This window comes from Xanthomonas campestris pv. phormiicola (assembly GCA_025666215.1).
Lineage (GTDB): Bacteria > Pseudomonadota > Gammaproteobacteria > Xanthomonadales > Xanthomonadaceae > Xanthomonas_A > Xanthomonas_A campestris_A.
Window position 1 is genome coordinate 1,040,783 of sequence record CP102593.1, and the last position, 24,772, is coordinate 1,065,554.

Sequence of the window (24,772 nt, forward strand, 5' to 3'; positions counted from 1 at the left end):
CGTTTCTCTGCAAGTCGGCCGCCCCATGCAACAACGGCGGACCCGAAGGCCCGCCGTTGGCGGTAGTGCGGGTGCCCGCGCAGCGTTACTGGGTGCTGCTGCCGGAGTTGAGCTTGGATTCGGCGCTCTGCGTCAGCAGCGCGTTGATCGACTGCACTTCGGCCACGTCCAGCGAGCCCAGCGCCTGGCTCAGCAGCAGGCGGTTCTGCAGGAAGTTGTAGCGGGCCTGCGCGTAGTCCAGCTGCGCCGAATACAGCGTGCGCTGGTTCTGCACCACGTCCAGCACGGTGCGCGTGCCCACTTCCAGGCCGACCTGCGAGGCGTCGTACGCGGCCTGCGCCGACACCACCGCCAGGCGCCGCGCCTCGATTTCGCTGATCCCGGCGACGACGGTCTGGTACGCGTTGCGGGTATTGCGGTCGAGCGCGCGCTTCTGCTGCTCGAACGTGTCCTGGGCGATGTCGCGCTGCGCCAGCGCCTGGCGCACGGCGGACTGGGTGGCGCCGCCGGCGAAGATGGGGATGTTCAGGGTCAGGCCGAGCACGTTGCTGTCGGTGCGCGGCGAGTTGCTGCCGGACACGCCGTCGCCCCAGCTGGCATCGCGGCCGACGCTGGCCGACAGGTTCAGCGTCGGCAGGTGGCCGGCGCGCGCGGTGGCGACGTTGTCTTCGGCTTGCTGCACCTGGTACTGGTAGGAACGCAGCGACGGGTTCTTGTCCAGCGCCGAGGCGATCAGGCTGTCGATGTTGCCGCTGTCGGCCGGCAGCTGCGGACGGAAGTCTTCCGGCAGGCCGCGCAGGTCGTGCACCGGCTGCCCGGTGATCTCGGTCAGCGCCTGGTACAGGTCCTGCAGCGAGTTGCGCGAGGTGATCGTGTCGGCACGCGCCTGGTCGTATTCGGCGCGGGCTTCGTGCACGTCGGTGATCGGCGCCAGGCCCACTTCCAGGCGCTTGTCGGCGTAATCGAACTGCTTCTTGGCGGCGGCTTCGTTGGTTTCCGCGGCGACCAGCGACTCGATCGCGACCAGCACGTTGAAGTAGGCGGCCGAGGTGCGCACGATCAGGTCGTCCTTGGCCGATTCCAGCGTGTAGTCGGCGGCCAGGCTGCGCGCCTTCTGCGCGCGCAGGGTGGAGAACTGGGCGAAGTTGACCAGCGTCTGCGAGCCCTGGATCGCGTAGCTGCGGCTCTTGCCGGTGCCGGCCAGCTCGCCGCTGGCGCGGTCGATCTCGCTGTGGCTGCGCTGCAGCGAGGCGGAACCGTTCAACTGCGGCAGCAACGCTGCGCGCGCCTGCACCGCGCCTTCCTTTTCGTACAGCTGGGTCGATTCCGCGCTGGCCAGCTGCGGGTCGCTGTTGCGGGCCATTTCGTAGACTTGCAGCAGGTCCGCGGCGTTGGCGGCCAGCGGAAACAGCGCGGCGGCCAGCGCCAGGGCGAGGGATCGGCGGATCATTGCGGCTTCCTTGATGGATCAGAATGTGAACTGGGGGACAGGCGCGGCGCCACGCAGGTAGTACGCCAGGTCGGTTTCGAACAGCGATTCCACGCGCGGCGCGCCGGGCTCGGCGTGGACCAGCACCGCGTCCATGACCGGGGCGCGGCCGCGGACCGCGAACAGGCGGCCGCCGGGCCGCAGCCAGGCCAGGAACTGCGCCGGGATCTCGGTGACGGCCGCGGTGACGCAGACCACGTCGAAGCGGCGCTCGCTGTGCCAGCCGAACGCGTCGGCGGTCTCGATGCGCACGTTGCTGCCCAGCCCGGCGGCATCCAGGTTGGCGCGCGCGGCGGCGGCCAGGGCCGGCTCGATCTCCAGGCTGACCACCTCGCGGCCGAGCTCGCCCAGGCAGGCGCTGACGAAGCCGCTGCCGGTGCCGATCTCCAGCACGTCCTCGCCCGGTTGCAGGTCCAGCGCCTGCAGCATGCGTCCCTCGATCACCGGCTTCATCATGGATTGGCCGTGGCCCAGCGGGATCTCCAGATCGGCATAGGCCACCGCGCGGTGGCTTTCCGGCACGAAGGTCTCGCGCGGCAGCCGCGCCAGCACGTCGAGCACGCGCAGATCGAGCACGTCCCAGGGACGCACCTGCTGTTCAACCATCTTTTCGCGGGCTTGGGAGTAGTCGATCGTCATCTGGGGGATCCAACGCGGTGGGTCGCGCATTTTAGCCGGCGCAGGGGCCGTGCGGATGGTGCGTATGCCGCAGCATCGCCGCAGCGGTGCCGCCGCGCGCAGTGCCGGAAGTCATCGGGCCGCCCGACCGGCGACTCAGCGCGTGGCATAGGCACGCAGGAAGAAGTCCACGCTGGCCTGGACATGGGCCTGGATCTGCGCCCGGCTGGGGTCGCGGCACAGCCCGCACATCATCAGCGAGTGCAGTTCGCCCTTGATCAGGCAGAAGAACTGGGAGGCGGCCAGGCCCAGGTCGGGGATCTCCAGCTCGCCGGCCGCCACGTGCGCCTGCAGCAGCTGCGCCAGGTCCTGTTGGGTCCGTTTGGGACCGGCATTCCAGAACATCTCGCGCACGTGCTCGTCGCCGGTGCCGGGGGCGAGCATCATGCGGTGGGTCGCCATCGCCGCCTCGCTGCTGATCATCGCGAAGAAGGCCAGGCCGATCTCCACCAACTGCGCGCGCAGCGGGCCTTTCAGCGCATGCCCGAACAGGTCGTCGGGCAGCAGCGCCTGGCACTGCGCGCGCACCGCCTCGGCGAACAGGGTCTCCTTGTCGCCGTAATGGCTGTACACGGTGAGCTTGGACACCCCGGCGCGGGCGGCGATGCCGTCCATGCTGACCCCGCCGAAGCCCAGCTCGGTGAACATGTGCTTGGCCGCGTCCAGGATCGCCGCACGCTTGCCCATGTCCTTGGGACGGCCCGGCCCGGCGGCGCGGGAAGAGGCTTTGGGGGAGGCGGCGACAGAGGGTTTGCTGACCATGGCGGCAATACTAGACCAGTCGGTTCGATATTTATACTATACCGTTAAGTATACTATTTGGCCTGTCAGCCTCGCTGCCCTGTCCCGGTCGGATGGACAGGCGACGGGTCCGCCGGGCGAACGGTTCAGCCTGCGGCAGGGCTTGGCCGGGTTTTCGGGGCCACCCGGCGCCATTGCAATGATTTGCTTATGCGCCGCTTACATTCGCCTAACGTTCGGCTCATGGTCGGCTAATCGGCGCGACCGACGATGCCGCCATGGCCATCGTCCCGCTCTCCCCCGCCTCCCATTCCCGCTTCGCCAGTGCCGTGCTGATCGATCCGGGGCATCCGCAGCGCGCGTCCGTGGAAGCGTTCGTCGCCCGCGTCTACCGCCAGCGCTACGGCGCGGTGCTGCGCGGTTTCCTGCCGCATCTGCTGGCCTACTGCGCCGCCGACGGCACCTTGCGGGCCGCGCTGGGGCTGCGCTGCGCCAGCGAAGGCGAGCTGTTCGTCGAGCACTATCTCGAGCGACCGGCCGAACTGGCCATCGCCGAGCGGGTCCCGCGGCGGGTGGCGCGCAGCGAGCTGGTGGAGGTGGGCAACTTCGCCGCCGAGCAGGCCGGCGATGCGCGCGCGATGATCCAGGCGCTGACCGGCACCCTGCATGCGGCCGGGCTGCGCTGGGTGCTGTTCGTGGCCACCCGCCAGCTGCGCAATACCTTCGACCGGCTGCATCTGGCGACGGTGGACCTGGGCGAGGCGCGCGGCGAGCGCCTGCGCGGGGATCCCAGCGACTGGGGCGAGTACTACGCCGCGCAACCACGGCTGACCTTCGGCGACATCGCCGCCGGCCACGCGTTCCTGCAGCGCGACGTCGCGCCGCGGCAGGACACGATGTCCCTTTTCCAGGCTGGCGTGTTCCGCGGCTGCATGGCGGGTGCGCCGTGAGCGCGCCCGGCTTCGCCGAGGTGCTCGGCCAGTTGCGCGGCGACGAGGTGCGGCTGCTCACCGGCCACGGCGCGATCCGCGAGGGCGACCTGGTCGACCGGGTCCGTGCGCTGGCCGACGCGCTGCAGCGGCACGACCTGCACTGCGTCGCCAGCCGCCTGGACAACGGCAGCGACTGGCTGCTGCTGGACCTGGCGATCCGCCTGCGTGGCGGCGTGCACGTGCCGCTGCCGACGTTCTTCGGTGCGGCGCAGGCGCAGCACGCGCTGGACGGCAGCGGCGCGCAATGCCTGATCGCCAGCGAGGGCACGGCCATGCCGCCGCAGGGCATGCCGCTGCACCTGCCGCTGTCGGCGCCGGGCCTGGCGTGCTGGCGCCTGGCGCCGGCGCCCGTGGCGCTGCCGGCCGGCACCGGTTGCATCACCTATACCTCGGGCAGCACCGGCCAGCCCAAGGGCGTGTGCCTGGACGCGGGCGCGCTGCTGCAGGTGGCCGCGTCGCTGGCCGATGCGGCCTCGGCGCTGGCGCCGCGCCGCCACCTGTGCCTGATGCCGCTGTCGACGTTGCTGGAGAACGTGGCCGGGGTCTACGCCACGCTGTTGTCCGGCGCGCAGATCGCCGTACCGTCGCTGGCCGAGATCGGCTACAGCGGCGCGGCCGGACTCGACATTCCCCGCTTGATCGCCTGCCTGCACCGCTACCAGCCGCACAGCGTGATCCTGGTGCCGCAACTGCTGCTGGCGCTGGTGATGGCGGCCGAACAGGGCGTGGCGCTGCCGTCCTCGCTGCGCTACCTGGCGGTCGGCGGTGGCCGGGTGGGGCCGGGACTGTTGCGTCGCGCCGCCGCGCTGCGCCTGCCGGTGTTCGAAGGTTACGGGCTGACCGAATGCGCCTCGGTGGTGGCATTGAACCGGCCCGAGGCGCAGCGCCTGGGCAGCGTCGGCCGCCCGCTGCCGCACGCGCGGGTGCGCGCGATCGACGGCGAACTGTGGGTCGAGGGCGTGCGCTGCCTCGGCTATCTGGGCGCGGAGGGGCCGCCTGCCGGCGCCATCGCCACCGGCGACCTGGGCCATCTCGACGACGACGGCTTCGTCCACATCACCGGCCGCCGCAAGCATGTGTTCATCACCGCCTTCGGCCGCAACGTGTCGCCGGAGTGGGTGGAAAGCGAACTGTTGCAGCACCCGCACATCGCCCAGGCGGTGGTGTGCGGCGAGGCGCGCGCACACAACCTGGCGGTGCTGTGGCCGCGCAACGCCAGCCTGGACGATGCGGCGATCGCGCGGGCGCTGGCCGAGGTCAATGCCGGGCTGCCGGACTACGCGCGCGTCTCCGGCTTCGTCCGCGCCAGCGCGCCGTTCACCGCCGCCGCCGGCCTGCTGACCGGCAACGGCCGTCCGCGCCGCGACGCGATCCTGCAGCGCCATGCCGATGCCATCGCGCAGCGTTACGCCGAGCTCGAACCCTCTTCCTCCCACGGAGTTCCCCGATGACCTTCCACGAACGCCTGCTCGCCGACACCCAGGCCGAACGCGCCGCCATGATCTCGATCCCGATCATCCAGTCGGCCCTGGCCGGGCAGATCGCGCGCGAGGACTACATCGCCTTCCTCGGCCAGGCCTACCACCATGTGCGCCACACGGTGCCGCTGCTGATGGCCTGCGGCGCGCGCCTGCCGGCGCGGCTGGAATGGCTGCGCAGCGCGGTCGCCGAATACATCGAGGAGGAACTGGGCCACCAGGAATGGATCCTCGACGACCTGGCCGCCTGCGGCGCCGACCGCGCCGCCGCCGCGGCGTCCGAGCCGGCCGCCGCGACCGAGCTGATGGTGGCCTACGCCTACGACACCATCGCCCGCGGCAATCCGGTCGGCTTCTTCGGCATGGTGATGGTGCTGGAAGGCACCAGCGTGGCGCTGGCCACGCGCGCGGCCGAGCGCATCGAGACCACCCTGGGCCTGCCGCGCAATGCCTTCAGCTACCTGCGTTCGCACGGCGACCTGGACATCGGACATGTCGGGTTCTTCGTCGGGCTGATGGACCGGCTCGACGACGCCGGCGACCAGCGCGCGGTGCTGCACGCGGCCAGGCGCTTCTACGGCCTGTACGGCGACATCTTCCGCAGCCTGCGCGCGTTGCCGGCGCTGCGCATGGCGGAGGCGGCGTGATGGACCTGCGCGGACGCAGCGTGGTGTTGACCGGTGCCAGCGGCGGCATCGGCGCGGCGCTGTGCGACGAACTGGTCGCCGCCGGCACCCGGGTGCTGGCGGTGGGGCGCGACCCGCTGCGGCTGGCGCAGGTGGCCAGCCGCCATCCGCAGGGCCAGGTGCTGCCGCTGCCGGTGGACCTGTCCAGCGAAGGCGGCCGCGCGCAGTTGCTGGCGGCGGCGCGCGCGCTGCAGGCGCCGCCGTCGCTGCTGCTGATCGCGCATGCGCAGAGCGGCTTCGGGCTGTTCGCCGAGCAGTCCGAGCCGGAACTGCGGCGCATGCTGGACACCAACCTGCTGGCGCCGATGCTGCTGGTGCGCGCGCTGCTGCCGTTGCTGCAGGCGCAGCCGCAGGCGGCCGTGGTCGCGGTCGGCTCGACCTTCGGCAGCCTGGGATTCCCCGGCTTCGCCGGCTACAGCGCCAGCAAGTTCGGCCTGCGCGGCCTGTTCGAGGCGCTGTCGCGCGAGTACGCAGACAGCCACGTGCGCTTCCAGTACCTGGCACCGCGCGCGACCCGCACCGCGTTCAACACCGCCCAGGTCGATGCGCTGAACCAGGAGCTGAAGGTCGGCGCCGACACGCCCGAACGGGTCGCGCGCGCCTTGCGCGAGGCGATCGAGCGCGGCGACACGCGGCTGCAGATCGGCTGGCCGGAAAAGCTGTTCGCGCGGCTCAACGGCGCCTTGCCGGGGCTGGTGGACCGCAGCCTGAAAGCGCAATTGCCCGTGGTGCGGCGCCATGCCGCCCGGGTCCGTTCCGATCCTGGAGATGTCCGATGAACACCTGCCGCCGTTGCCTGCTCTTGCTCCTCGTGTCGCTGCTGCCGCTGGCCGCGGCGGCGACCACGCCGCTGTCGCCTGCGGTCGCCGCGGTGCGCGAGCAATGGGCGCAGGTCGCCTACCAGACGCCCAAGCCGCAGCGCGCGCAGGCCTATGCGGCGTTGGCCACGCATGCGGCGGCGGCCAGGCAGGCCGCGCCGCAGGATCCGGCCGCGCTGATCTGGGAAGGCATCGTGTTGTCGAGCGAAGCGGGCGAGCGCGGCGGCCTCGGCGCGCTGAGCCTGGTCAAGCGCGCCCGCGCCGATTTCGAGCAGGCGCTGAAGCTCGATCCGGCCGCGCTGAACGGCTCGGCCTGCACCAGCCTGGGCGCGCTGTACTACCAGGTGCCGGGCTGGCCGGTCGGTTTCGGCGACGATGCCAAGGCGCGCACGCTGTTGCTGCAGGGCCTGCACTACGACCCCGGCGGGATCGACGCGAACTACTTCTACGGCGATTTCCTGCGCGACCAGCAGGACTGGAACGGCGCGGCGGCGGCGCTGAAGAAGGCGCTGGCGGCGCCGCCGCGGCCGGGCCGCGAACTGGCCGACCGTGGCCGCCGCCAGCAGATCCAGGCGGCCCTGCAGGAGGTCGAGCCGCATCTTGCCAGCCATTGAGCGGCCGCCCACACTGATCCACATGCGCATCTTGCTGGTCGAGGACGATCTGTCGCTGGGCGAAGGCATCCGCACCGCGTTGCGCCGCGCCGCCTATTCGGTGGACTGGGTGCAGGACGGCGCGGCGGCGCTGATCGCGATCGGCGACGGCGGCATCGACCTGGTGCTGCTGGACCTGGGCCTGCCGCGGATGGACGGGCTGGAGGTGATCCGGCAATCGCGCCAGGCCGGCGCCGACGTGCCGATCCTGGTGCTGAGCGCGCGCGAGCGCCCGGCCGACCGCGCGCTGGGCCTGGACCTGGGCGCCGACGACTACCTGGGCAAGCCGTTCGACGCCACCGAACTGCTGGCGCGTACCCGCGCGCTGCTGCGGCGCAGTGCCGGGCGCGCCACGCCGCAATTGGAGATCGGCGCGCTGTACCTGGATCCGGAACGGCTGGCGGTGCGCTGGCGCGGCCGCGCGCTGGACCTGACCCGGCGCGAATTCGCGCTGCTGTGGCTGCTGGCCGAACGCCACGGCCGCGCCATCGCGCGCGAGGCGATCCAGCAGCGCCTGTACGGCTGGGACGAGGATGTGGCCAGCAATGCGGTCGACGTGCACGTGCACCAGCTGCGGCGCAAGCTCGGCCCGGCGCTGATCCGCACCGTGCGCGGGGTCGGCTATGCGCTGGACGAACAGGCCGCGGCCGCGGTGGCGGCGCCATGAGTTCGATGCGGCGGATGCTGCTGGGCGGTCTGCTCGGCGTGGTGACCCTGGTGTTCGCGGTGGCCGCATTGCTCAGCTACCGCGCCGGCCTGCAGGAGGCGGGCGAGATGTTCGATGCCAAGCTGGTGCAGTCCTCGCGAGTGCTGATGAGCCTGGTCGACGAACCGCTGGGCGAGCTGACCCGGCTCGGCCCGGCCGGCGAGGCGATCGTGATCCGCGGCTGGCACGGGCAGGCGCAAGGCGTGGGCGAGGCGCTGGCGTTCCGCACCGGCCATGCCTACGAAAGCAAGCTGGCGTTCCAGGTCCGCGACGCGCGCGGCCACCTGCTGCTGCGTTCGGACAGCGGGCCGACCCGGCAACTGGCGCCGCTGGTCGCCGGCTACGCCGACGTGACCGTGGACGGCCGCCGCTGGCGCACCTTCAGCCTGCACTCGGCGGGCGGGCGCTGGTTCCAGACCGGCGAGCAGGCCGACATCCGCCAGGAGCTGGCCGAAGACATCGCGCTGGGCACGGCCTTGCCGCTGCTGCTGGCGCTGCCGGTGCTGGCGCTGCTGGTATGGGCGGTGGTGAACTGGGCCAGCCGCGCCTTGAGCCGGGTCTCGCAGGCGATCGGCGAGCGCGACCCGCAGCGGCTGGAGCCTTTGCCGCTGCACGGCGTGCCGCGCGAGATCCATGGGCTGGTGGGGGCGGTCAACGACCTGATGCGGCGCCTGGAGGCCGCGCTGGCGCGCGAGCGCCGCTTCATCGCCGATGCCGCGCACGAACTGCGCACCCCGATCGCCGCACTGAAGGTGCATGCCGACAATCTGGGCCAGGCGCGCGACGCGGGCGAGCGCGACGAGTCGCAGCGGCACCTCGATGCCAGCGTGCACCGAGTGGAGCGGCTGGTCGCGCAGTTGCTCACGCTCAGCCGGGTCGAGCCGGGCGCGGCCGGGCCGGCGCGGGTCCGGCTGGCGCTGGATGGCCTGGTCGCGCTGCAGGTGGACGATGCGCAGCCGCTGGCGGCGCGGCGCCAGCAGCGGCTGCGGATGCTGTGCAACGACCCGGTCATGCTGCTCGGCAACGAAGCCGGCCTGTCCGCGCTGGTGCGCAATCTGATCGACAACGCCCTGCGCTACGCGCCGCCGGGCGGGCAGGTGGAAGTCGCCCTGCGCGGCGAGCGCGCCTGCGCCTGGTTCACGGTCGAGGATTCCGGCCCCGGCATCGCCGAGGCGGCGCGCGAGCGCGTGTTCGAACGTTTCCACCGCGAGCTCGGCAGCGGCGTGGAGGGTAGTGGGCTGGGCCTGGCGATCGCGCGCGAGGTGGTGAACGCGCACGGCGGCGACATCGCGCTCGATGCCTCGCCGACCCTGGGCGGGCTGCGGGTCAGCGTGCGCCTGCCGTTGCGATGAGCGGCGGTGGGCTGCGGTTCCCGAAAAGCATTGTGAGGAACGTCCTGACATCGCCGTTGAACCGGTGATGATAGATTAGCAACTTGTCGGGTTGGGATGGTCGCGCTTCGCCGAGGGCGTGTTTCTGGAAGCGATGGAGCTGGGGGGGCAGCGTCACAGACCCGATGACGGCGCTTATGCGCTGCGTCACAGCGCAGGCCTGCGTGCGCGCTTGTGTCTGTCGCTGGCCCTGCTGTGCGGCGGCGTCTTGGCAGCCGGGGCCGCCATCGCGCAGGCGCTGCCCGCCTTGTCCGAGCGCGCCGTCATCGATCGGCCCACGATCGTGCGCTGGACCCTGGATCAGGGCTTGCCGCACAACCTGGTGCGGGTGCTGGCGCAGGACCGCGACGGGCTGCTGTGGGTCGGCACCTGGGAAGGCGTGGCGCGCTTCGATGGCCGCAGCTTCACCGTGTTCGACCGGCAGAACACGCCGGGCATGGAGATGTCCGGGGTGTTCGCGATCGTGCCCGAGCGCGATGGCGGGGTGCTGGTCGGTACCAGCTACGACGGCGTGTTCCGCTATGCCGACGGCCGCTGGCGGCATCTGGGCGATGCACGTGCGCAGCGCTTGTCGGTGGCGTCGCTGCTGCGCGACCGCGACGGTGCGGTGTGGGTCGGCAGCGATGACGGGCTGTACCGGATCGAAACCGACGGCCGCCTGAGCGCTGCCGGCGCCGCCGCCGGCCTGCCGAAGGCGCGGGTCGATGCGCTGCTGCAGCAGCCCGATGGCGGCGTGCTGGTCGGCACCTCGCAGGGATTGTTCCGCCTCGACCGCGCCAGTGCGCGCGCGCGGCGCTGGGGCGGGATCGCGGCCATGCGCACCGCATCGGTGCGGCATCTGAGCCACGACCGCAACGGCGGATTGCTGGTCGCGAGCGATAGTGGCGTGTTCTGGTTGCATGCCGACGGCAAATTGCAGTGGTTGCTGCAGGGGCAGCGGGTCGATGCGGCGCTGCAGGATCGGCAGGGCCAGCTGTGGACGACCAGCCTGTCCAGCGGCCAGTTGCTGCGGCGCTCGTCCGGCGGCGAAGAGCAGATGCTGCCGATCTCCGGTGTGGTCACCCCGGCGCTGCTCGAGGACCGCGAAGGCCTGATCTGGGCAGGCAGCACCGATGGCCTGTTCCGTGTGGCCGCCGGCGATGCCGGCGGCCTGACCCAGTGCGACGGCCTCGGCGGCCACTACGTGCGGGTGGTGCGGCAGGCCGCAGACGGGGCGATCTGGATCGGCCACGCCGCCGGGCTCGACCGCTGGCAGCACGGCCGCGTCGCCGCGCTGCGTCTGGCTGCCAGTGGCCGCGATCCGTCGGTGCTGGCGCTGGCCGCGGCCAACGACGGCGGCATGTGGGTGGGCACCTACGACCAGGGGGTACTGCTGCTGGCAGCCGACGGCGCGATCCGGCAACGCCTTGGGACCGACGCAGGCGTGCCGCGGGAGATGGTGCGGGCCTTGCTGCAGGACGCGGACGGCGGCCTGTGGATCGGCGGCAATGCGGGCCTGTTCTACCGCAAACGTGGCCGTACCCGCGTGTACGGCCTGGCCGAGGGGCTGCCGGCGCTGCAGGTGCAGGCCTTGTACCGCGATCGTGCCGGCGTGCTGTGGATCGGCACCAGCGACGGCGTCGCCACCCTGGCGGCAGATGGCACGCTGCGGCGCTGGCCGGCCGGCATCGGGTTTCCGGCGCACAACGCGTTCGATTTCCTGGAAGATGCCGACGGCACGCTGTGGATCGCCAGCGATCGCGGCCTGCTGCGGCTGCGCCACGGCCGCTTGCGCGTCTACGACCACCGTGACGGGCTGCCGCGCGACAAGCTGTTCCGGATCATCGACGACGGCCGCGGCCATCTGTGGGCGACCAGCAACCAGGGCGTGTTCCGCATCGCCCGCGACAGCATCGCGCAACTGGACGCCGGCCGCCGCACCCAGCTGGCGGTGGATGTGGTCGATCGCGGTGACGGCATGCCGGGCAGCCAGGGCAATGGCAGCAGTGCCCCGGCCGGCTGGTTGAGCCGCGAGGGCTTCCTGCTGGTCCCGACCTTCGCCGGCCTGGCCCTGATCGACCCCGCGCTGCCCAGCCGGCAATCGCAGCGCGCGCCGGCGGTGGTGATCGAGCGGCTGCAGGTCGATGGCCGCGAGCAGCCGCTGCGCAGCCACTACCGCCTGCCCGGCAGCGTCGACCGGCTCGCCTTCAACTATGCCGGGCTGAGCTTCCGCTCGCCGGACAAGGTGCGCTATCGCTATCGCCTGCACGGTTTCGACCGGCAGTGGATCGACGCCGGCAACGGCGAGGAGGCGGTCTATACCAACCTGCCGCCTGGCGACTACCGGCTGGAAGTGCAGGCGACCACCAATGCGATGGACTGGTCGCGCAGCGATCTGGTGGGGCGCGCCTCGCTGCAGCTGGACGTGGTGCCGCCGTTCTGGCAGCGCGGTCCGTTCGTGGTGATCGCGGCGATCGCGTTCAGCGGTCTGCTGCTGTGGTGGTACCGCGGCCGCAGCCATCGCTACCTGCGCCGCCAGCGCCGGCTCAACCGCATCATCGCCGAGCGCACCCACGAGTTGCGCGCGAAGAACCTGGCGCTGAAGCTGGCCGATTTCGAACGCGAGGAGCTGGTGCGCAAGCTCGCCTACCAGGCCGGCCACGACGCCCTGACCGGCCTGCCGAACCGGCGTACCGCCGATCCGCACCTGACCGCGGCGCTGGAGCACGCTCGGGCCACGCACTCGCCGCTGTGCGTGGCGTTGCTGGACATCGACAATTTCAAGCGCATCAACGATACCTACGGCCACGAGATCGGCGACGAAGTGCTGCGCCGGGTCGGCGAGGTGCTGCGCGCCACGCTCGGCGAACACGCCTTCGCCGCGCGCCACGGCGGCGAGGAATTCCTGCTGGTGTTGCCGGGGCTGGAGCGCGAGCAGGCGCGGGCGCGGCTGGACGACCTGCGCCGCCGCGTCGCCGCGATCGTGGTCCACGACCTCGATGGGCGCACGGTGCAGTGCACGGCCAGCGTCGGTTTCGCCTGCGTCAGTCCGGCGCTGCAGACCCGGCGCGAATTGCTGGTGCTGGCCGACCAGCGCCTGTACCAGGCCAAGCACGAAGGCCGCGATCGGGTGATCGGCTAGGGCGTAAAGCGCAGGTGCACCCTTGTAGGAGCCGCTTCAGCCGCGACACACAGCACGGCGAGCCTGCGGCGCGTAATCCTGTCGGGGCTGAAGCCCCTCCTGCAGGAGAGATCCGCGCCGCCCGATGTGAGCGTTCGGCCGCTGCCTATCCGCGCAGTGGCCGAACGCAGTTACCAATCCCCAATCCCCAATCCCTACTCCCGAATCTCGGCTTCCACCGCCCCATGCGCCTGCAACTGCTCCACCACCGCGCGCGCTGCCGCGTTGGTGGAGATGCCGTGGCCCGGGGCGGCGAGGTCGGCGGTGAAGGCATGCGCGTTGAGCGCGGCGTCCACGGCCTGCTCGATCGCCTCGGCTTCGGCGTTCAGGCCCAGCGAATGGCGCAGCAGCAGCGCGGCGCTGAGGATGGTGGCGTAGGGGTTGGCGATGCCCTTGCCGGCGATGTCCGGGGCCGAGCCGTGGATCGGTTCGTACAGGCCGATCCGGCCTTCGCCCAGCGACGCCGACGGCAGCAGGCCCAGCGAACCGGCGAGCATCGAGGCTTCGTCGGTGAGGATGTCGCCGAACATGTTCTCGGTGACGATCACGTCGTACTCGCGCGGCTTGGCCAGCAGGTGCATGGCCATCGAATCGACCAGCTGGTGCTCCAGGCGCACGTCCGGGAATTCGTCGCGGCCGATACGCGTGGCCACGTCGCGCCACAGCCGCGAGGTCTCCAGCACGTTGGCCTTGTCCACCGAGGTGACGTGGTTGCGGCGCTGCTGCGCCAGGCGGAACGCGCTGCGCAGCACCCGCTCGATCTCCTCGACGCTGTAGCGGCACAGGTCGCTGGCGTCGGTGGCGCTGCGGGTCTTGTCGCCGAAGTAGATGCCGCCGGTCAGCTCGCGCACCACCACGATGTCCACGCCGGTGAGCAGGTGCGGCTTGATCGGCGAGGCGTCCAGCGCCGCCGGATGCGGCTTGACCGGGCGCAGGTTGGCGAACAGGCCCAGGCCGCGGCGGATCGCCAGCAGGCCCTGCTCGGGACGGATCCTGGCGTTGGGATCGGACCACTTCGGCCCGCCGACCGCGCCCAGCAGCACCGCGTCGGCCCGCTGGCAGGCGGCCAGCGTCGCCGCCGGCAGCGGCTCGCCGTGGCGGTCGATGGCGATGCCGCCGATGTCGTGCTCGTGGAATTCGAACGTGTGCTGGTAGCGGCGGGCGATGGTGCGCAGCACCGAGACCGCGGCGGCGGCGACTTCGGGGCCGATGCCGTCGCCGGGCAGGACGACGATGTCAGCGTGCATGGGTGGCCTCGTAGTGTTCGATCGCGGGTTGGCGCAGCAGCAGGTAGCCGAGTTCGTCGACGCCTTCGAGCAGGCAGGTCTGCGAGAACTCGTCGAGCGGGAAGGGGTAGACGCGGCCGTCGGGCGTGCGCAGCTCGCGCGCGGCCACGTCCACGGTCAGCGCGTCGTCCGGGCGCTGCATCAGGGTCTGCACGTCGGCCTCGTCCAGCACGATCGGCAGCAGCCCGTTCTTGAGGCTGTTGTTGCGGAAGATGTCGGCGATCTCGCTGCTGACGATGGCGCGCAGGCCCAGGTCGGTCAGCGCCCACGGCGCGTGCTCGCGCGAGGAGCCGCAGCCGAAGTTGCGCCCGGCCAGCAGGATCTGGCGGCCGGCGTTGTGCGGCTGGTTGAACGCGAACTCCGGGTTCGGCGTGCCGTCGGCCTGCCAGCGCCAGTCGTTGAACGCGTTGCGGCCGAGGCCGGCGCGCTCGGTGGTGGACAGGAACCGCGCCGGGATGATCTGGTCGGTGTCGATGTTGGTCTGGCGCAGCACCACGCTGGCCGAGGTGAGGGCGGCGAATCCGGCCATCAGCAGGCCTCCTGGGACACGGTGGCGGGGTCGGCGGCGGCCGCATCGGGCAGCGTCGCCGGCGGCAGCGCCGGAGTGGGGACGTGCGGCGGCAGCAGCGGCTTGCCGCGGTGGGCGAAGGCGCGGGTGGTGGCGGCGACGAAGGTCAGCGTGGCCGCGAACGCGGCGATGTGCGGCGCCATCACGCGACCTCCTGGGTGATGCCGGCGAACAGCGTGCGCGGATCGCTGACCTTGCCGTTCACCGCGGCCCAGGCCGCGGTCATCGGCGAGGCCAGCAGGGTGCGCGAGCCGGGACCCTGGCGGCCTTCGAAGTTGCGGTTGCTGGTGCTCACCGCCAGCTGCCCCGGCGCGACCAGGTCGCCGTTCATCGCGATGCACATCGAGCAGCCGGATTCGCGCCACTCGGCGCCGGCGGCGCGCACCACCTCGTGGATGCCCTCGGCCTCGGCCTGGCGCTTGACGATCTCCGAGCCCGGCACCACCAGCATGCGCACGTTCGGCGCGACGCGGCGGCCGCGCAGCACCTGCGCCACTTCGCGCATGTCGCTGAGCCGGCCGTTGGTGCAGGAACCGACGAACACCACGTCCACCGGCGTGCCGATCAGCGCGTGGCCGGATGCGAAATGCATGTAGTCCAGGCCCTTCTGCGCGGCCGCGTCCTGCGCCGCCGGAATCGGCACGTCCACCGCGATCGCGGTGCCCGGGTGGGTGCCCCAGGTCAGGGTCGGGCGGATCTCGCGCGCGTCGATGCGCACGTCCACGTCGAAGCGCGCGCCCGCATCGCTGCGCAGCTGCGACCAGCGCTGCACCGCGGCGTCGAACTCCGCGCCCTTCGGACCGCGCGGCGTGTTCGCCATCCAGTCGAAGGTGACTTGGTCCGGGGCGACCATGCCGGCGCGCGCGCCGGCCTCGATCGACATGTTGCACAGGGTCATGCGCTGCTCCATGTCCATCGCGGCGATGGTGGAGCCGCGGTACTCGAGCACATGGCCGGTGCCGCCGTTGACCCCGATCATGCCGATGATGTGCAGGATCACGTCCTTGGCGCCGACGCCCGGCGCCAGCGGCCCGTCGACGGTGATCGACATGGTCTTGGCCTTGCGCTGCAGCAGGCACTGCGTGGCCAGCACGTGGCCGACCTCGCTGGTGCCGATGCCGAACGCCAATGCCCCGAAAGCGCCATGCGTGGAGGTGTGGCTGTCGCCGCAGACGATGGTCATGCCCGGCTGGGTGAAGCCTTGCTCGGGCGCGATCACGTGCACGATGCCGCGGTTGTCCGAGGCCATGTCGAACAGCTCGATGCCGTAGTCGGCGCAATTGCGCGCGAGCATGTCCACCTGCGCCTCGGAGGCCTTGGTGTAGTACGGCAGCTTGCCGTCGGCGCCGCGCGGCAGGGTTGGCGTGGAATGGTCCATCGTCGCCTTGGTGCGGTCGGGCCGGCGCGGCGCCAGGCCGCGCGACTTCAGTTCGGTGAACGCCTGCGGCGAGGTCACCTCGTGGATCAGGTGCAGATCGATGTACAGCACCGCCGGAGCGGTGCTGCTTTCGGGAACGACGACGTGCGCGTCCCACAGTTTGTCGTACAGGGTGCGGGGCATCGAAGACATTACGGGACTACCTGGCAGGGACGCTGGGCAAGGAGGGAGAGCGGTGGGAAGCGTGCATCGTGGCGATGACCGTGGCGTGGCCGCTCAGGCGGCCGCCGTCGCGACGCCGGCCTGCGCGCCCAGGCGCTGGCGCAGCACGCGGTTGGCCACGTCCAGCCAGGCCAGCGCGCTGGCCTCGATGATGTCGCGGCTGGTGCCGCTGCCGTCGTATTCGATCTCGCCGTGGCGCACGCTGAGGTTGGCCTCGCCGCGCGCGTCGGCGCCGATGCCGACGCTGTGCACCTGGTAGCTGTCCAGGGTCAGCTGTACGCCGGTGGCCGCGGCCAGCGCGGCGAACAGCGCATCCACCGGGCCGTCGCCTTCGGCGCGCTCGCTGACCCGCTGGCCGTCCGGATCGGACAGCTCGACCTGCGCGCTGGCGCGCTGGCCGCGGTCGCTGACGGTCATCGACGACAGCCGGTAGCCCTGGCTTTCCGGCGCGTCCTGCATCATCGCCTGCAGGTCGGCGTCGTTGACCACGCGCTGCTGTTCGCACAGCGCCTTGAACGCCTCGAACGCCAGGTTCAGTTCGGCCTCTTCCAGCACGTAGCCCAGCGCGCGCAGGCGCTGCTCGACCGCGGCGCGGCCGCTGTGGCGGCCCAGCACCATCTGCGAGGACTCCCAGCCCACGTCTTCCGGGCGCATGATCTCGTAGGTGCCGCGGTGGCGCAGCATGCCGTGCTGGTGGATGCCCGACTCGTGGGCGAAGGCGTTGCCGCCGACGATCGCCTTGTTGCGCTGCACCGGCATGCCGACCAGCCGCTGCAACAGCTGCGAGCTGGCGACGATGCGCGGGGTGTTGATCGCGGTGTCGATCTCGTAGAACGCGTTGCGCACCTTCAGCGCCATCGCGATCTCTTCCAGCGCGCAGTTGCCGGCGCGCTCGCCGATGCCGTTGATGGTGCATTCCACCTGCCGCGCGCCGCCTTCCACCGCGGCCAGCGAGTTGGCCACGGCCAGGCCCAGGTCGTTGTGGCAGTGGGTGCTGAAGATCACCCGCTCGGCGCCGGGCACGCTGGCGATCAGCCGCGCGAACATGCCGCGGATCTCTTCCGGGGTGGTGAAACCGACCGTGTCGGGCAGGTTGATGGTGGTGGCGCCGGCGGCGATCGCCACCGCGCTCACTTCGGCCAAGAAATCCTCTTCGGTGCGGGTGGCGTCCTCGGCCGAGAACTCCACGTCGTCCACGTACTGGCGCGCCAGCGACACGTGCTTGCGCACCGATTCCAGCACCTGCTCGCGGCTCATCCGCAGCTTGTGCTCGCGGTGCAGCGGGCTGGTCGACAGGAACACGTGCAGGCGCGGCCTGGCCGCCGCCTCCAGCGCACGCGCCGAGATCTCGATGTCGGTGGCCAGGCAGCGCGACAGCACCGCCAGGGTCGGCTCGCGCAGCTCGCGGCCGATCAGCGCCATCGCCTCGCGGTCGGACTGCGAACTGGCCGGGAAGCCGGTCTCGATGATGTCCACGCCCAGCTCGGCCAGGGCGCGCGCCATGACCAGCTTCTGCGGCGGGGTCATGCTGCAGCCGGGGGATTGCTCGCCGTCGCGCAGGGTGGTGTCGAAAATGCGGATGCGGGGGGTCTGGGAAGAAGGAGAAGTGTTCACCAGATGGTTTCCTCTACGGCGGCGGTGGCTGGCGGATGGGGGAGCGGGGAGACGGGGCGAGCGGGAGCGGGCGGGGCGGCGGCACGTTGGTTGCGAAGTCGCTCGGCATTGCGGCGGCGCGGCTTGCGTGGCGCGCGCGGGCGCACCTCCGACAGCAGCGTCGCCAGCACGCCGGCGTCGATGTTGCCACCGGACACCACCGCGCACTTGCGCTTGCCGGCGACGCGGCGGCCGGCCGCCAGGGCCAGCGCGCCGGCGCCCTCGGCGATGACGTGCTCCTCCAGCGCCAGGCGGACCAGCGTTTCGCGCAGTTCCGCCTCGCGCACGATCACCACGTCGTCGAGCAGGCTGGCGCACAGCCGGCGGGTGATGAACCCGGGGATTTTAACCTTGACGCCGTCGGCCAGGGTGGGCACCGGGTCGATCGGGCGAATATCGCCGCGGATCGCCCGCGCCATCGAGTCCACGCCCTCGACCTGCGCGCCGACGATGCGCACGCCCTGCGAGCGCAGCGCCAGGGCCACGCCGGAGGCCAGGCCGCCGCCGCCGATCGGCACGATCACCACGTCCGGGGCGTGCGCGGCCAGCTCGATGCCGACCGTGCCCTGGCCGGCGATCACGTCCGGGTCGTCGAACGCGGACAGGAACCGGTAGCCGTTCTGCTCGGCCAGTTCGCGGGCGAAGGCGTAGGCCTCGTCGTAGCTGGTGCCGTGCTGGCGCACGGTGGCGCCCCAGTGGGCGACGCCGGCGATCTTGGTCTGCGGCGCGCCGTGCGGCATCACCGTGATCGCCTGCACGCCCAGGCGGTGCGCGGCCCAGGCCACGCCCTGCGCATGGTTGCCGGCCGAGGCGCAGATGACGGTGCGCTCGTCGCCGCGCTCCAGCCCGGCCAGCAGCGCATTCAGCGCGCCGCGCACCTTGTAGGATCCGGTGCGCTGCAGGTTCTCCAGTTTCAGCCACACGCCGAAGCGCTCGGCGTAGTGCACCGGCGTCGGCGGCAGGTAGCGGCGCAGCCGCGCCTGCGCGGCCAGCACGTCGGCGACGCTGACCGCTACGTCGCCTACGTCCGGTTCCTGCGGGGCGGGGCGGCCGCGGTCAGGCATGGGGCCGGGACTCGGGACTCGGGACTCGGGACTCGCAGAGCGGCATGCCGCCTGGAAGAAGATGCCTCCGTTGGAGAAGACGCCTCCGCGCCGTCGCGCGGCGCTGCCGCACGGCCGGCATGAAGCCCGAGACCAGTGAGCCGCCAACGCAGCCGTCGAGTCCCGAGTCCCGAGTCCCGAGTCCCGACCGGCTCATGGCGCCACGTCCAACGCGGTGACCCGCACCGACTCGCAGTCGTACACCTTTTCCATCTGCAGGCGCAGGCTCTCGCCGGGGCGGTTGCCGTCGACCACCATCTGCAGGTGCCAGCGGCCGGCGTCGTCGGCCACCGGCGCGCCGGTGATCGACAGCGGCGCGAAGCCGCGCCGCTCGGCCATGCCGATCGCGCGCAGCAAGGCGCCTTCGGCCGGCTTCAGCACCAGGTCAAGCTGGTATCGCATGGGGGATCTCCTGGCGCTGGGTCGCGGGGTTGCTCTCCAGCATGGTGCTGTTGGCGGTGTTCGGCGGCACCAGCGGCCACACGTTGGCGCGCGCGTCGATGGCCACGTGCAGCAGCGCCGGGCCCGGCTGCGCCAGCAGTTCGGCCAGCCCGTCCTCGACCTGGCCGCGCGCGGTGATGCGCCTGGCCGGGATGCCGAACACCTGCGCCAGCGCGGCGAAGTCCGGGTTGTCGGACAGGTCGATCTCGCTGTAGCGCTCGGCGAAGAACAGCTCCTGCCACTGCCGCACCATGCCCAGCGAACTGTTGTCCAGCAGCACGATCTTCACCGGCAGCTTGCAGCGCGCGATGGTGACCAGCTCCTGCACGTTCATCATGAAGCTGCCGTCGCCGCTGACCAGCACCACGGTGCGTTCGGGGCAGGCGAACTGCGCGCCCATCGCCGCCGGCAGGCCGAAGCCCATGGTGCCCAGCGCGCCGCTGGTCAGGTGGTTGCGCGGATGGTTGAAGCGGCAATGCTGGGCCACCCACATCTGGTGCTGGCCGACGTCGCAGGCGATCACCGTGTCGGCCGGGGCCAGCTCGCTCAGCCGCTTCAGCAGGCCGGGCGCGTAGATGTCCTCGCCCGGCGCGTCGTAGCGGGCGCCGAACTTCTCGCGATGGCCGATGCAGCGCGCGTGCCAGGCCTCGCAGGTGCTGGTGGCCGCGCTCAGCGCGCGCAGCGCCTCGGCCACGTCGCCGGGCACGGCGATGTCGGCATGGCGCAGCTTGGAGATCTCGCAGGCGTCGGCATCCAGGTGGATGACCCGCGCGAACGGGGCGAACTCGGCCAGCTTGCCGGTGGCGCGGTCGTCGAAGCGCGCGCCGACCACGATCAGCAGGTCCGATTCCTGCACCGCCATGTTGGCGGCGCGGGTACCGTGCATGCCGAGCATGCCCAGGTAGTGCGGATGCCCGTGCGGCAACGCGCCCAGCCCGCGCAGGGTCAGCACGGTGGGAATGCGGGTGGTGTCGACGAACTGGCGGAACGCGTCCACCGCGTTGGCCAGGGCGATGCCGCCGCCGCCGTAGATCACCGGCTTGTCGGCGCCGGCGATCGCCGCCAGCACCTCGGCCAGGGCCGCGGCGGACGGCGCCGGCGGCACCGGCACCGCGGCCGGCACGTGCTCCGGCAGCTGCGAGGCGTCGGCCAGCTGCACGTCCTTGGGCAGGTCGATCAGCACCGGCCCCGGACGCCCCTCGCGGGCGATGCGGAACGCGTCGCGCACCACCTGCGGCAGGTCTTCCACGCGGCGCACCAGGAAGCTGTGCTTGACGATCGGCAGGGTCAGCCCGAACACGTCCAGTTCCTGGAACGCGTCGGTGCCCAGCAGCGGCGTGGCGACCTGTCCGGTCAGGCAGATCATCGGCACCGAGTCCAGCATCGCGTCGGCGATGCCGGTGACCAGGTTGGAGGCGCCCGGGCCGGACGTGGCGACGCAGACCCCGACCCGCCCGCTGGCACGGGCGTAGCCGTTGGCGGCCAGCGCCGCGCCCTGCTCGTGGCGGACCAGGATGTGCTTGAGCTGGCTGTCTACCAGCGCGTCGTAGAACGGCATGATGGTGCCGCCCGGATAGCCGAACAGCGTGTCCACGCCTTCGGCTTCCAGGGCCTGCGTCAGCCAGCGCGCGCCGTTGCGGGGCGTGCCGTGAGCGGAGGAGTTCATACGGTGGCGACCTTTCGGTGGAAGCGGGTGGGGGAGCCGCGGGTTACGCGGCTTGGCCTGTCGCGGCCGGCTTGGCGGCAGCAGCGGCCTCGCCGTTCAGCCAGACCATCTTGGCGCGCAGTTGCTTGCCGACCACTTCGATCGGGTGCTCCAGGTCGGCCTGCTTGAACTTGGTGTAGTTCGGCAGCCCGGCTTCGTATTCGGCGACCCAGTTCTTGGTGAAGGTGCCGTTCTGGATGTCGGTCAGCACGTCGCGCATGCGCTCCTTGGTGGCCGCGTCGACGACCCGCGGGCCGCTGACGTAGTCGCCGTACTGCGCGGTCTCGGAGACGAACTCCAGCATGCGGGTGATGCCGCCTTCGTAGAACAGGTCCACGATCAGCTTCAGTTCGTGCAGCACTTCGTAGTAGGCGATTTCCGGCTGGTAGCCGGCTTCCACCAGCACCTCGAAGCCGGCCTGGACCAGCGACGAGGCGCCGCCGCACAGCACCGCCTGCTCGCCGAACAGATCGGTCTCGGTCTCTTCCTTGAAGGTGGTCTTGATCAGGTTGGCGCGCGCCCCGCCCAGGCCGGCGGCGTACTCGAGCGCGAACTGCTCGGCCTTGCCGCTCTTGTCCTGGTACACCGCCCAGATGCACGGCACGCCGCGGCCGATCTCGTACTCGCGGCGCACCAGCGCGCCCGGGCCCTTCGGCGCGACCAGCACCACGTCCAGGTCGGCGCGCGGCTGGATCATGTCGAAATGCACGTTCAGGCCATGCGCGAACAGCAGGCAGGCGCCCTGCTTCATGTTCGGCGCCAGCACCTCGTCGTACAGCTTCTTCTGCACCATGTCCGGGGTCAGCACCGCGACCAGGTCGGCGTCCTTGACCGCTTCGGCGGGGCTCTTCACCACGAAGCCGTCGGCCTGCGCCTTGGCTTCGGTCGGGCCGCCCACGCGCAGGCCGACGGTGACATCGAAGCCGGACTCGCGCAGGTTCAGCGCGTGGGCGCGGCCCTGGCTGCCGTAGCCGACGATGGCGATCTTGGTGGTGGGCTGGGCGGAACTGGTCATGGGGCGGATTTCCTCGGGACGGTGTGTGGGTAGGAAGGGAAGCGAGTGTTTCGCGGTTACTAAAATGAAAAACCCCGCGCCGTTGCCGGTGCGGGGTCTGATCGAATCCAGGCTGCTTGTCGCTTACACGCCGGTTCGTCCCGCACTTGTGGGCGAGGTAATAAGCACGAGTACGAGGAGCGACGCGGCGGCGTCCGCGCGCAGCGCGGCGGGCAGGCGGGTCGGCTTCGGGCTGGTGTGGCGATGCAACATGCGGCGAGATAAACATGGCCTTTGCGGGGCTGTCAACCCTGCCGCCGGCGCGCAACCGCGAATGTGCCGAAAGCCGCACCAGCACAGCATCGTTACGCCTGAAACGGTGCGCCGGCGCGGGCGGCGCGTGGCCGATTGCGCGGAATGGTCGCTGCGTTCGTGCCGCGCCCGGTGCGTGCCATCGGGCGGCAACAGGCGGCCGCCATCCTGCGCTCATCTGGCGCCGCCCCTGCCGTGCGGTCGTGGCCGGCGGCCCTTTCCCGTTCCAGGTGGTGCAGGCGAACCAGGCCGAACCGGGCAGCGCGGCGGTGCCCACCGCGATGGCGCGCGTGTCGCTGGCCGAAGCCCTGCTCGCCGTGGACCGGCGCGAGGAGGCGCGCGCAACTGCAACAGGCGCGTCCGCTGCTGGTCGCGCAGCTGGCGCCGCAAGCCGAGTTGCTGCGGCGGCTGGATGCCGGGCAACGGACGCTGGCGATGCGCTGAGAGTTTGCGCCGTGGCTGTAGCGCCGACACGGGCGCTACAGCGCGCTGGCGCAGCCGCAGCTGCGCGCGCGGCCCCGCTCGGGTAGGGTGGAGCGGTATCCGTCGTGGGGAATGCGCATGTCCGTTTCGACCTTTTCCGTGGCATGCCTGGCGCTCGCGCTGGGCTTGCCGCCGCTGGCCGCTGCGGCCGACCGCGTCACCGGCCAAGCGTTCGCCACGCGTTCGGAAGTGATCGCGCCGCACGCGATGGCCGCCACCTCGCAACCGCTGGCCACGCAGATCGCGCTGGACACGATGAAGGCGGGCGGTTCGGCGGTGGACGCGGCGATCGCCGCCAACGCCGCGCTCGGACTGATGGAGCCGACCGGCAACGGCGTCGGTGGCGACCTGTTCGCGATCGTATGGGATCCGAAGACGCACAAGCTCTACGGCTACAACGGTTCGGGCCGTTCGCCCAAGTCGCTCACCCTGGCCGAGTTCCAGCGCCGCGGCTTGAAGGACATTCCACCGACCGGGCCGCTGCCGGTGTCGGTGCCGGGTGCGGTGGACGGCTGGTTCGCGCTGCACGAGCGCTTCGGGCGCACCACGATGGCGCAGAACCTGGCGCCGGCGATCCGCTACGCGCGCGAGGGCCATCCGGTGGCCGAGACCATCGCCTACTACTGGGACCGCTCGGTGCCGCGGCTGTCGCAGTATCCCGGCTTCAAGGAACAGTTCACCATCGACGGCCATGCGCCGCGCAAGGGCGAGCTGTGGAAGAACCCGAACCTGGCCAATACGCTGCAGCAGATCGCCGACGGCGGCCGCGACGCGTTCTACAAGGGGCCGATCGCGCGCACCATCGATGCCTATTTCAAGGCCAACGGCGGGTTTCTCAGCTACGACGACCTGGCCAGCCACCACGGCGAATGGGTCGAGCCGGTCAGCAGCAACTACCGCGGCTACGACGTGTGGGAACTGCCGCCCAACAGCCAGGGCATCGCCGCGCTGCAGATGCTCAACATCCTGGAGGGCTACGACTTCTCGAAGATCCCGTTCGGCTCGGCCGAGCACATCCACCTGTTCACCGAGGCCAAGAAGCTGGCCTTCGCCGACCGCGCGCGCTTCTATGCCGACCCGGCGTTCCAGCCGGCGCCGCTGGCCAAGCTGATCTCCAAGGACTACGCCGCGCAACGCCGTGCGCTGATCTCGATGGACAAGGCGCTGAAGGAAGTGCAGCCAGGCACGCCGAAACAGTTGGAGGAAGGCGACACCATCTACCTGACCGTGGCCGACGCCGACGGCATGATGGTGTCGCTGATCCAGTCCAACTACCGCGGCATGGGCAGCGGCATGGCGCCACCGGGCCTGGGCTTCATCCTGCAGGACCGCGGCGAGATGTTCGTGCTGAACAAGGACCATCCCAACGGCTACGCGCCGGGCAAGCGCCCGTTCCAGACCATCATCCCGGCGTTCGTGACCAGGGACGGCAAGCCGTGGCTCAGCTTCGGCGTGATGGGCGGGGCGATGCAGCCGCAAGGGCATGTGCAGATCGTGATGAACCTGGTCGATTTCCACATGAACCTGCAGGAAGCCGGCGACGCGCCGCGGATCCAGCACGAAGGGTCGACCGAACCGACCGGGCAGGCCACGGCGATGCGCGACGGCGGCGAGCTGAATCTGGAAACCGGGTTTTCCTACGATGCGATCCGCGCGCTGATGCGCAAGGGCCACCGCGTGATCTTCGCCGACGGCCCGTATGGCGGCTACCAGGCGATCGCGCGCGACCCGGCCAGCGGCGTGTACTACGGCGCCTCGGAAAGCCGCAAGGACGGGCAGGCCGCCGGCTACTGAGCCGGCGCCTCCGCTGCGCGCGCCGGCGCTGCCGCCTGCGC

21 protein-coding genes are annotated in these 24,772 nt (G+C 71.3%); 9 read left to right on the forward strand and 12 right to left on the reverse strand.

The window, feature by feature from the left end; genetic code table 11:
* Window positions 1-85: 85 nt before the first annotated feature.
* From NRY95_04255 to NRY95_04265, 3 genes are all read right to left on the reverse strand, one after another.
* Complete coding sequence (locus NRY95_04255) at window positions 86-1,450, reverse strand: TolC family outer membrane protein (protein UYC17188.1); 1,365 nt, start codon at window positions 1,448-1,450, stop codon at window positions 86-88.
* Between the two features lie 18 nt (window positions 1,451-1,468).
* Window positions 1,469-2,128: a protein-L-isoaspartate O-methyltransferase gene (locus NRY95_04260; GenBank protein ID UYC17189.1), complete on the reverse strand. Its 660-nt coding sequence runs from the start codon at window positions 2,126-2,128 to the stop codon at window positions 1,469-1,471.
* A 135-nt stretch (window positions 2,129-2,263) separates the two neighbouring features.
* Window positions 2,264-2,929 (reverse strand): TetR/AcrR family transcriptional regulator, encoded by a 666-nt coding sequence (locus tag NRY95_04265; protein UYC17190.1) that lies wholly within the window; start codon window positions 2,927-2,929, stop codon window positions 2,264-2,266.
* A 257-nt stretch (window positions 2,930-3,186) separates the two neighbouring features.
* Here NRY95_04265 and NRY95_04270 point away from each other — a divergent pair, with 257 nt between their 5' ends.
* The 8 genes from NRY95_04270 to NRY95_04305 all read left to right on the forward strand — a co-directional run bounded on the left by NRY95_04270 (window position 3,187) and on the right by NRY95_04305 (window position 12,753).
* Window positions 3,187-3,858, forward strand: a complete 672-nt coding sequence (locus tag NRY95_04270) for a thermostable hemolysin (GenBank protein ID UYC17191.1) — start codon at window positions 3,187-3,189, stop codon at window positions 3,856-3,858.
* Window positions 3,859-3,947: 89 nt separating this feature from the next.
* Entirely contained in the window at window positions 3,948-5,351 is a 1,404-nt protein-coding gene (locus NRY95_04275) for an AMP-binding protein (GenBank protein UYC18496.1), read from the forward strand.
* Window positions 5,348-6,025, forward strand: coding sequence for an iron-containing redox enzyme family protein (locus NRY95_04280; protein UYC17192.1), 678 nt, complete (start codon window positions 5,348-5,350; stop codon window positions 6,023-6,025). The genes NRY95_04275 and NRY95_04280 overlap by 4 nt, the downstream gene beginning before the upstream one ends.
* A complete protein-coding gene (locus NRY95_04285; protein ID UYC17193.1) occupies window positions 6,025-6,843 on the forward strand; it encodes an SDR family oxidoreductase in 819 nt (272 codons plus the stop codon). Before NRY95_04280 ends, NRY95_04285 begins: the two co-directional genes overlap by 1 nt.
* On the forward strand, window positions 6,840-7,496 hold the full coding sequence (locus tag NRY95_04290; protein UYC17194.1) for a hypothetical protein: 657 nt from the start codon (window positions 6,840-6,842) through the stop codon (window positions 7,494-7,496). The genes NRY95_04285 and NRY95_04290 overlap by 4 nt, the downstream gene beginning before the upstream one ends.
* A gap of 22 nt (window positions 7,497-7,518) precedes the next feature.
* Window positions 7,519-8,202: a response regulator transcription factor gene (locus tag NRY95_04295; GenBank protein ID UYC17195.1), complete on the forward strand. Its 684-nt coding sequence runs from the start codon at window positions 7,519-7,521 to the stop codon at window positions 8,200-8,202.
* Between the two features lie 17 nt (window positions 8,203-8,219).
* Complete coding sequence (locus NRY95_04300; protein ID UYC18497.1) at window positions 8,220-9,593, forward strand: ATP-binding protein; 1,374 nt, start codon at window positions 8,220-8,222, stop codon at window positions 9,591-9,593.
* 247 nt (window positions 9,594-9,840) lie between these two features.
* Window positions 9,841-12,753 carry a diguanylate cyclase gene (locus tag NRY95_04305; GenBank protein UYC17196.1) on the forward strand — a complete coding sequence of 971 codons (2,913 nt, stop codon included), beginning with the start codon at window positions 9,841-9,843 and terminating at the stop codon, window positions 12,751-12,753.
* A gap of 194 nt (window positions 12,754-12,947) precedes the next feature.
* On the opposite strand, the gene leuB is transcribed toward NRY95_04305, so the two are convergent.
* The 9 genes from leuB to ilvC form a co-directional block, all read right to left on the reverse strand.
* Entirely contained in the window at window positions 12,948-14,039 is a 1,092-nt protein-coding gene (gene leuB, locus NRY95_04310; protein UYC17197.1) for a 3-isopropylmalate dehydrogenase, read from the reverse strand.
* Window positions 14,029-14,607, reverse strand: coding sequence for a 3-isopropylmalate dehydratase small subunit (leuD, locus tag NRY95_04315; GenBank protein ID UYC17198.1), 579 nt, complete (start codon window positions 14,605-14,607; stop codon window positions 14,029-14,031). Before leuD ends, leuB begins: the two co-directional genes overlap by 11 nt.
* Window positions 14,607-14,789: a hypothetical protein gene (locus NRY95_04320; protein UYC17199.1), complete on the reverse strand. Its 183-nt coding sequence runs from the start codon at window positions 14,787-14,789 to the stop codon at window positions 14,607-14,609. Before NRY95_04320 ends, leuD begins: the two co-directional genes overlap by 1 nt.
* The gene (gene leuC, locus NRY95_04325) at window positions 14,789-16,216 is read right to left on the reverse strand and encodes a 3-isopropylmalate dehydratase large subunit (protein UYC17200.1); all 1,428 of its coding nucleotides are present in this window, start codon (window positions 16,214-16,216) and stop codon (window positions 14,789-14,791) included. The genes NRY95_04320 and leuC overlap by 1 nt, the downstream gene beginning before the upstream one ends.
* 84 nt (window positions 16,217-16,300) lie before the next feature.
* Window positions 16,301-17,860, reverse strand: coding sequence for a 2-isopropylmalate synthase (locus NRY95_04330; GenBank protein UYC17201.1), 1,560 nt, complete (start codon window positions 17,858-17,860; stop codon window positions 16,301-16,303).
* The gene (locus NRY95_04335; GenBank protein ID UYC17202.1) at window positions 17,857-18,963 is read right to left on the reverse strand and encodes a threonine dehydratase; all 1,107 of its coding nucleotides are present in this window, start codon (window positions 18,961-18,963) and stop codon (window positions 17,857-17,859) included. Before NRY95_04335 ends, NRY95_04330 begins: the two co-directional genes overlap by 4 nt.
* Before the next feature lie 192 nt (window positions 18,964-19,155).
* Complete coding sequence (locus NRY95_04340) at window positions 19,156-19,404, reverse strand: acetolactate synthase (protein UYC17203.1); 249 nt, start codon at window positions 19,402-19,404, stop codon at window positions 19,156-19,158.
* Window positions 19,388-21,109, reverse strand: a complete 1,722-nt coding sequence (gene ilvG, locus NRY95_04345; protein UYC17204.1) for an acetolactate synthase 2 catalytic subunit — start codon at window positions 21,107-21,109, stop codon at window positions 19,388-19,390. Before ilvG ends, NRY95_04340 begins: the two co-directional genes overlap by 17 nt.
* 43 nt (window positions 21,110-21,152) lie before the next feature.
* Window positions 21,153-22,163, reverse strand: a complete 1,011-nt coding sequence (gene ilvC / locus NRY95_04350) for a ketol-acid reductoisomerase (GenBank protein UYC17205.1) — start codon at window positions 22,161-22,163, stop codon at window positions 21,153-21,155.
* 852 nt (window positions 22,164-23,015) lie between these two features.
* Between ilvC and ggt the strand changes: the two genes are divergently transcribed.
* Complete coding sequence (gene ggt, locus NRY95_04355; GenBank protein UYC17206.1) at window positions 23,016-24,731, forward strand: gamma-glutamyltransferase; 1,716 nt, start codon at window positions 23,016-23,018, stop codon at window positions 24,729-24,731.
* The last annotated feature ends 41 nt before the right edge of the window (window positions 24,732-24,772 follow it).

Bases quoted from the DNA above. Each gene is read 5' to 3' on its own strand.
- NRY95_04255 (UYC17188.1), bottom strand. From the start codon at position 1,450: ATGATCCGCCGATCCCTCGCCCTGGCGCTGGCCGCCGCGCTGTTTCCG.
- NRY95_04260 (UYC17189.1), bottom strand. From the start codon at position 2,128: ATGACGATCGACTACTCCCAAGCCCGCGAAAAGATGGTTGAACAGCAG.
- NRY95_04265 (UYC17190.1), bottom strand. From the start codon at position 2,929: ATGGTCAGCAAACCCTCTGTCGCCGCCTCCCCCAAAGCCTCTTCCCGC.
- NRY95_04270 (UYC17191.1), top strand. From the start codon at position 3,187: ATGGCCATCGTCCCGCTCTCCCCCGCCTCCCATTCCCGCTTCGCCAGT.
- NRY95_04280 (UYC17192.1), top strand. From the start codon at position 5,348: ATGACCTTCCACGAACGCCTGCTCGCCGACACCCAGGCCGAACGCGCC.
- NRY95_04285 (UYC17193.1), top strand. From the start codon at position 6,025: ATGGACCTGCGCGGACGCAGCGTGGTGTTGACCGGTGCCAGCGGCGGC.
- NRY95_04290 (UYC17194.1), top strand. From the start codon at position 6,840: ATGAACACCTGCCGCCGTTGCCTGCTCTTGCTCCTCGTGTCGCTGCTG.
- NRY95_04295 (UYC17195.1), top strand. From the start codon at position 7,519: ATGCGCATCTTGCTGGTCGAGGACGATCTGTCGCTGGGCGAAGGCATC.
- leuB (UYC17197.1), bottom strand. From the start codon at position 14,039: ATGCACGCTGACATCGTCGTCCTGCCCGGCGACGGCATCGGCCCCGAA.
- leuD (UYC17198.1), bottom strand. From the start codon at position 14,607: ATGGCCGGATTCGCCGCCCTCACCTCGGCCAGCGTGGTGCTGCGCCAG.
- NRY95_04320 (UYC17199.1), bottom strand. From the start codon at position 14,789: ATGGCGCCGCACATCGCCGCGTTCGCGGCCACGCTGACCTTCGTCGCC.
- leuC (UYC17200.1), bottom strand. From the start codon at position 16,216: ATGTCTTCGATGCCCCGCACCCTGTACGACAAACTGTGGGACGCGCAC.
- NRY95_04335 (UYC17202.1), bottom strand. From the start codon at position 18,963: ATGCCTGACCGCGGCCGCCCCGCCCCGCAGGAACCGGACGTAGGCGAC.
- NRY95_04340 (UYC17203.1), bottom strand. From the start codon at position 19,404: ATGCGATACCAGCTTGACCTGGTGCTGAAGCCGGCCGAAGGCGCCTTG.
- ilvG (UYC17204.1), bottom strand. From the start codon at position 21,109: ATGAACTCCTCCGCTCACGGCACGCCCCGCAACGGCGCGCGCTGGCTG.
- ilvC (UYC17205.1), bottom strand. From the start codon at position 22,163: ATGACCAGTTCCGCCCAGCCCACCACCAAGATCGCCATCGTCGGCTAC.
- ggt (UYC17206.1), top strand. From the start codon at position 23,016: ATGTCCGTTTCGACCTTTTCCGTGGCATGCCTGGCGCTCGCGCTGGGC.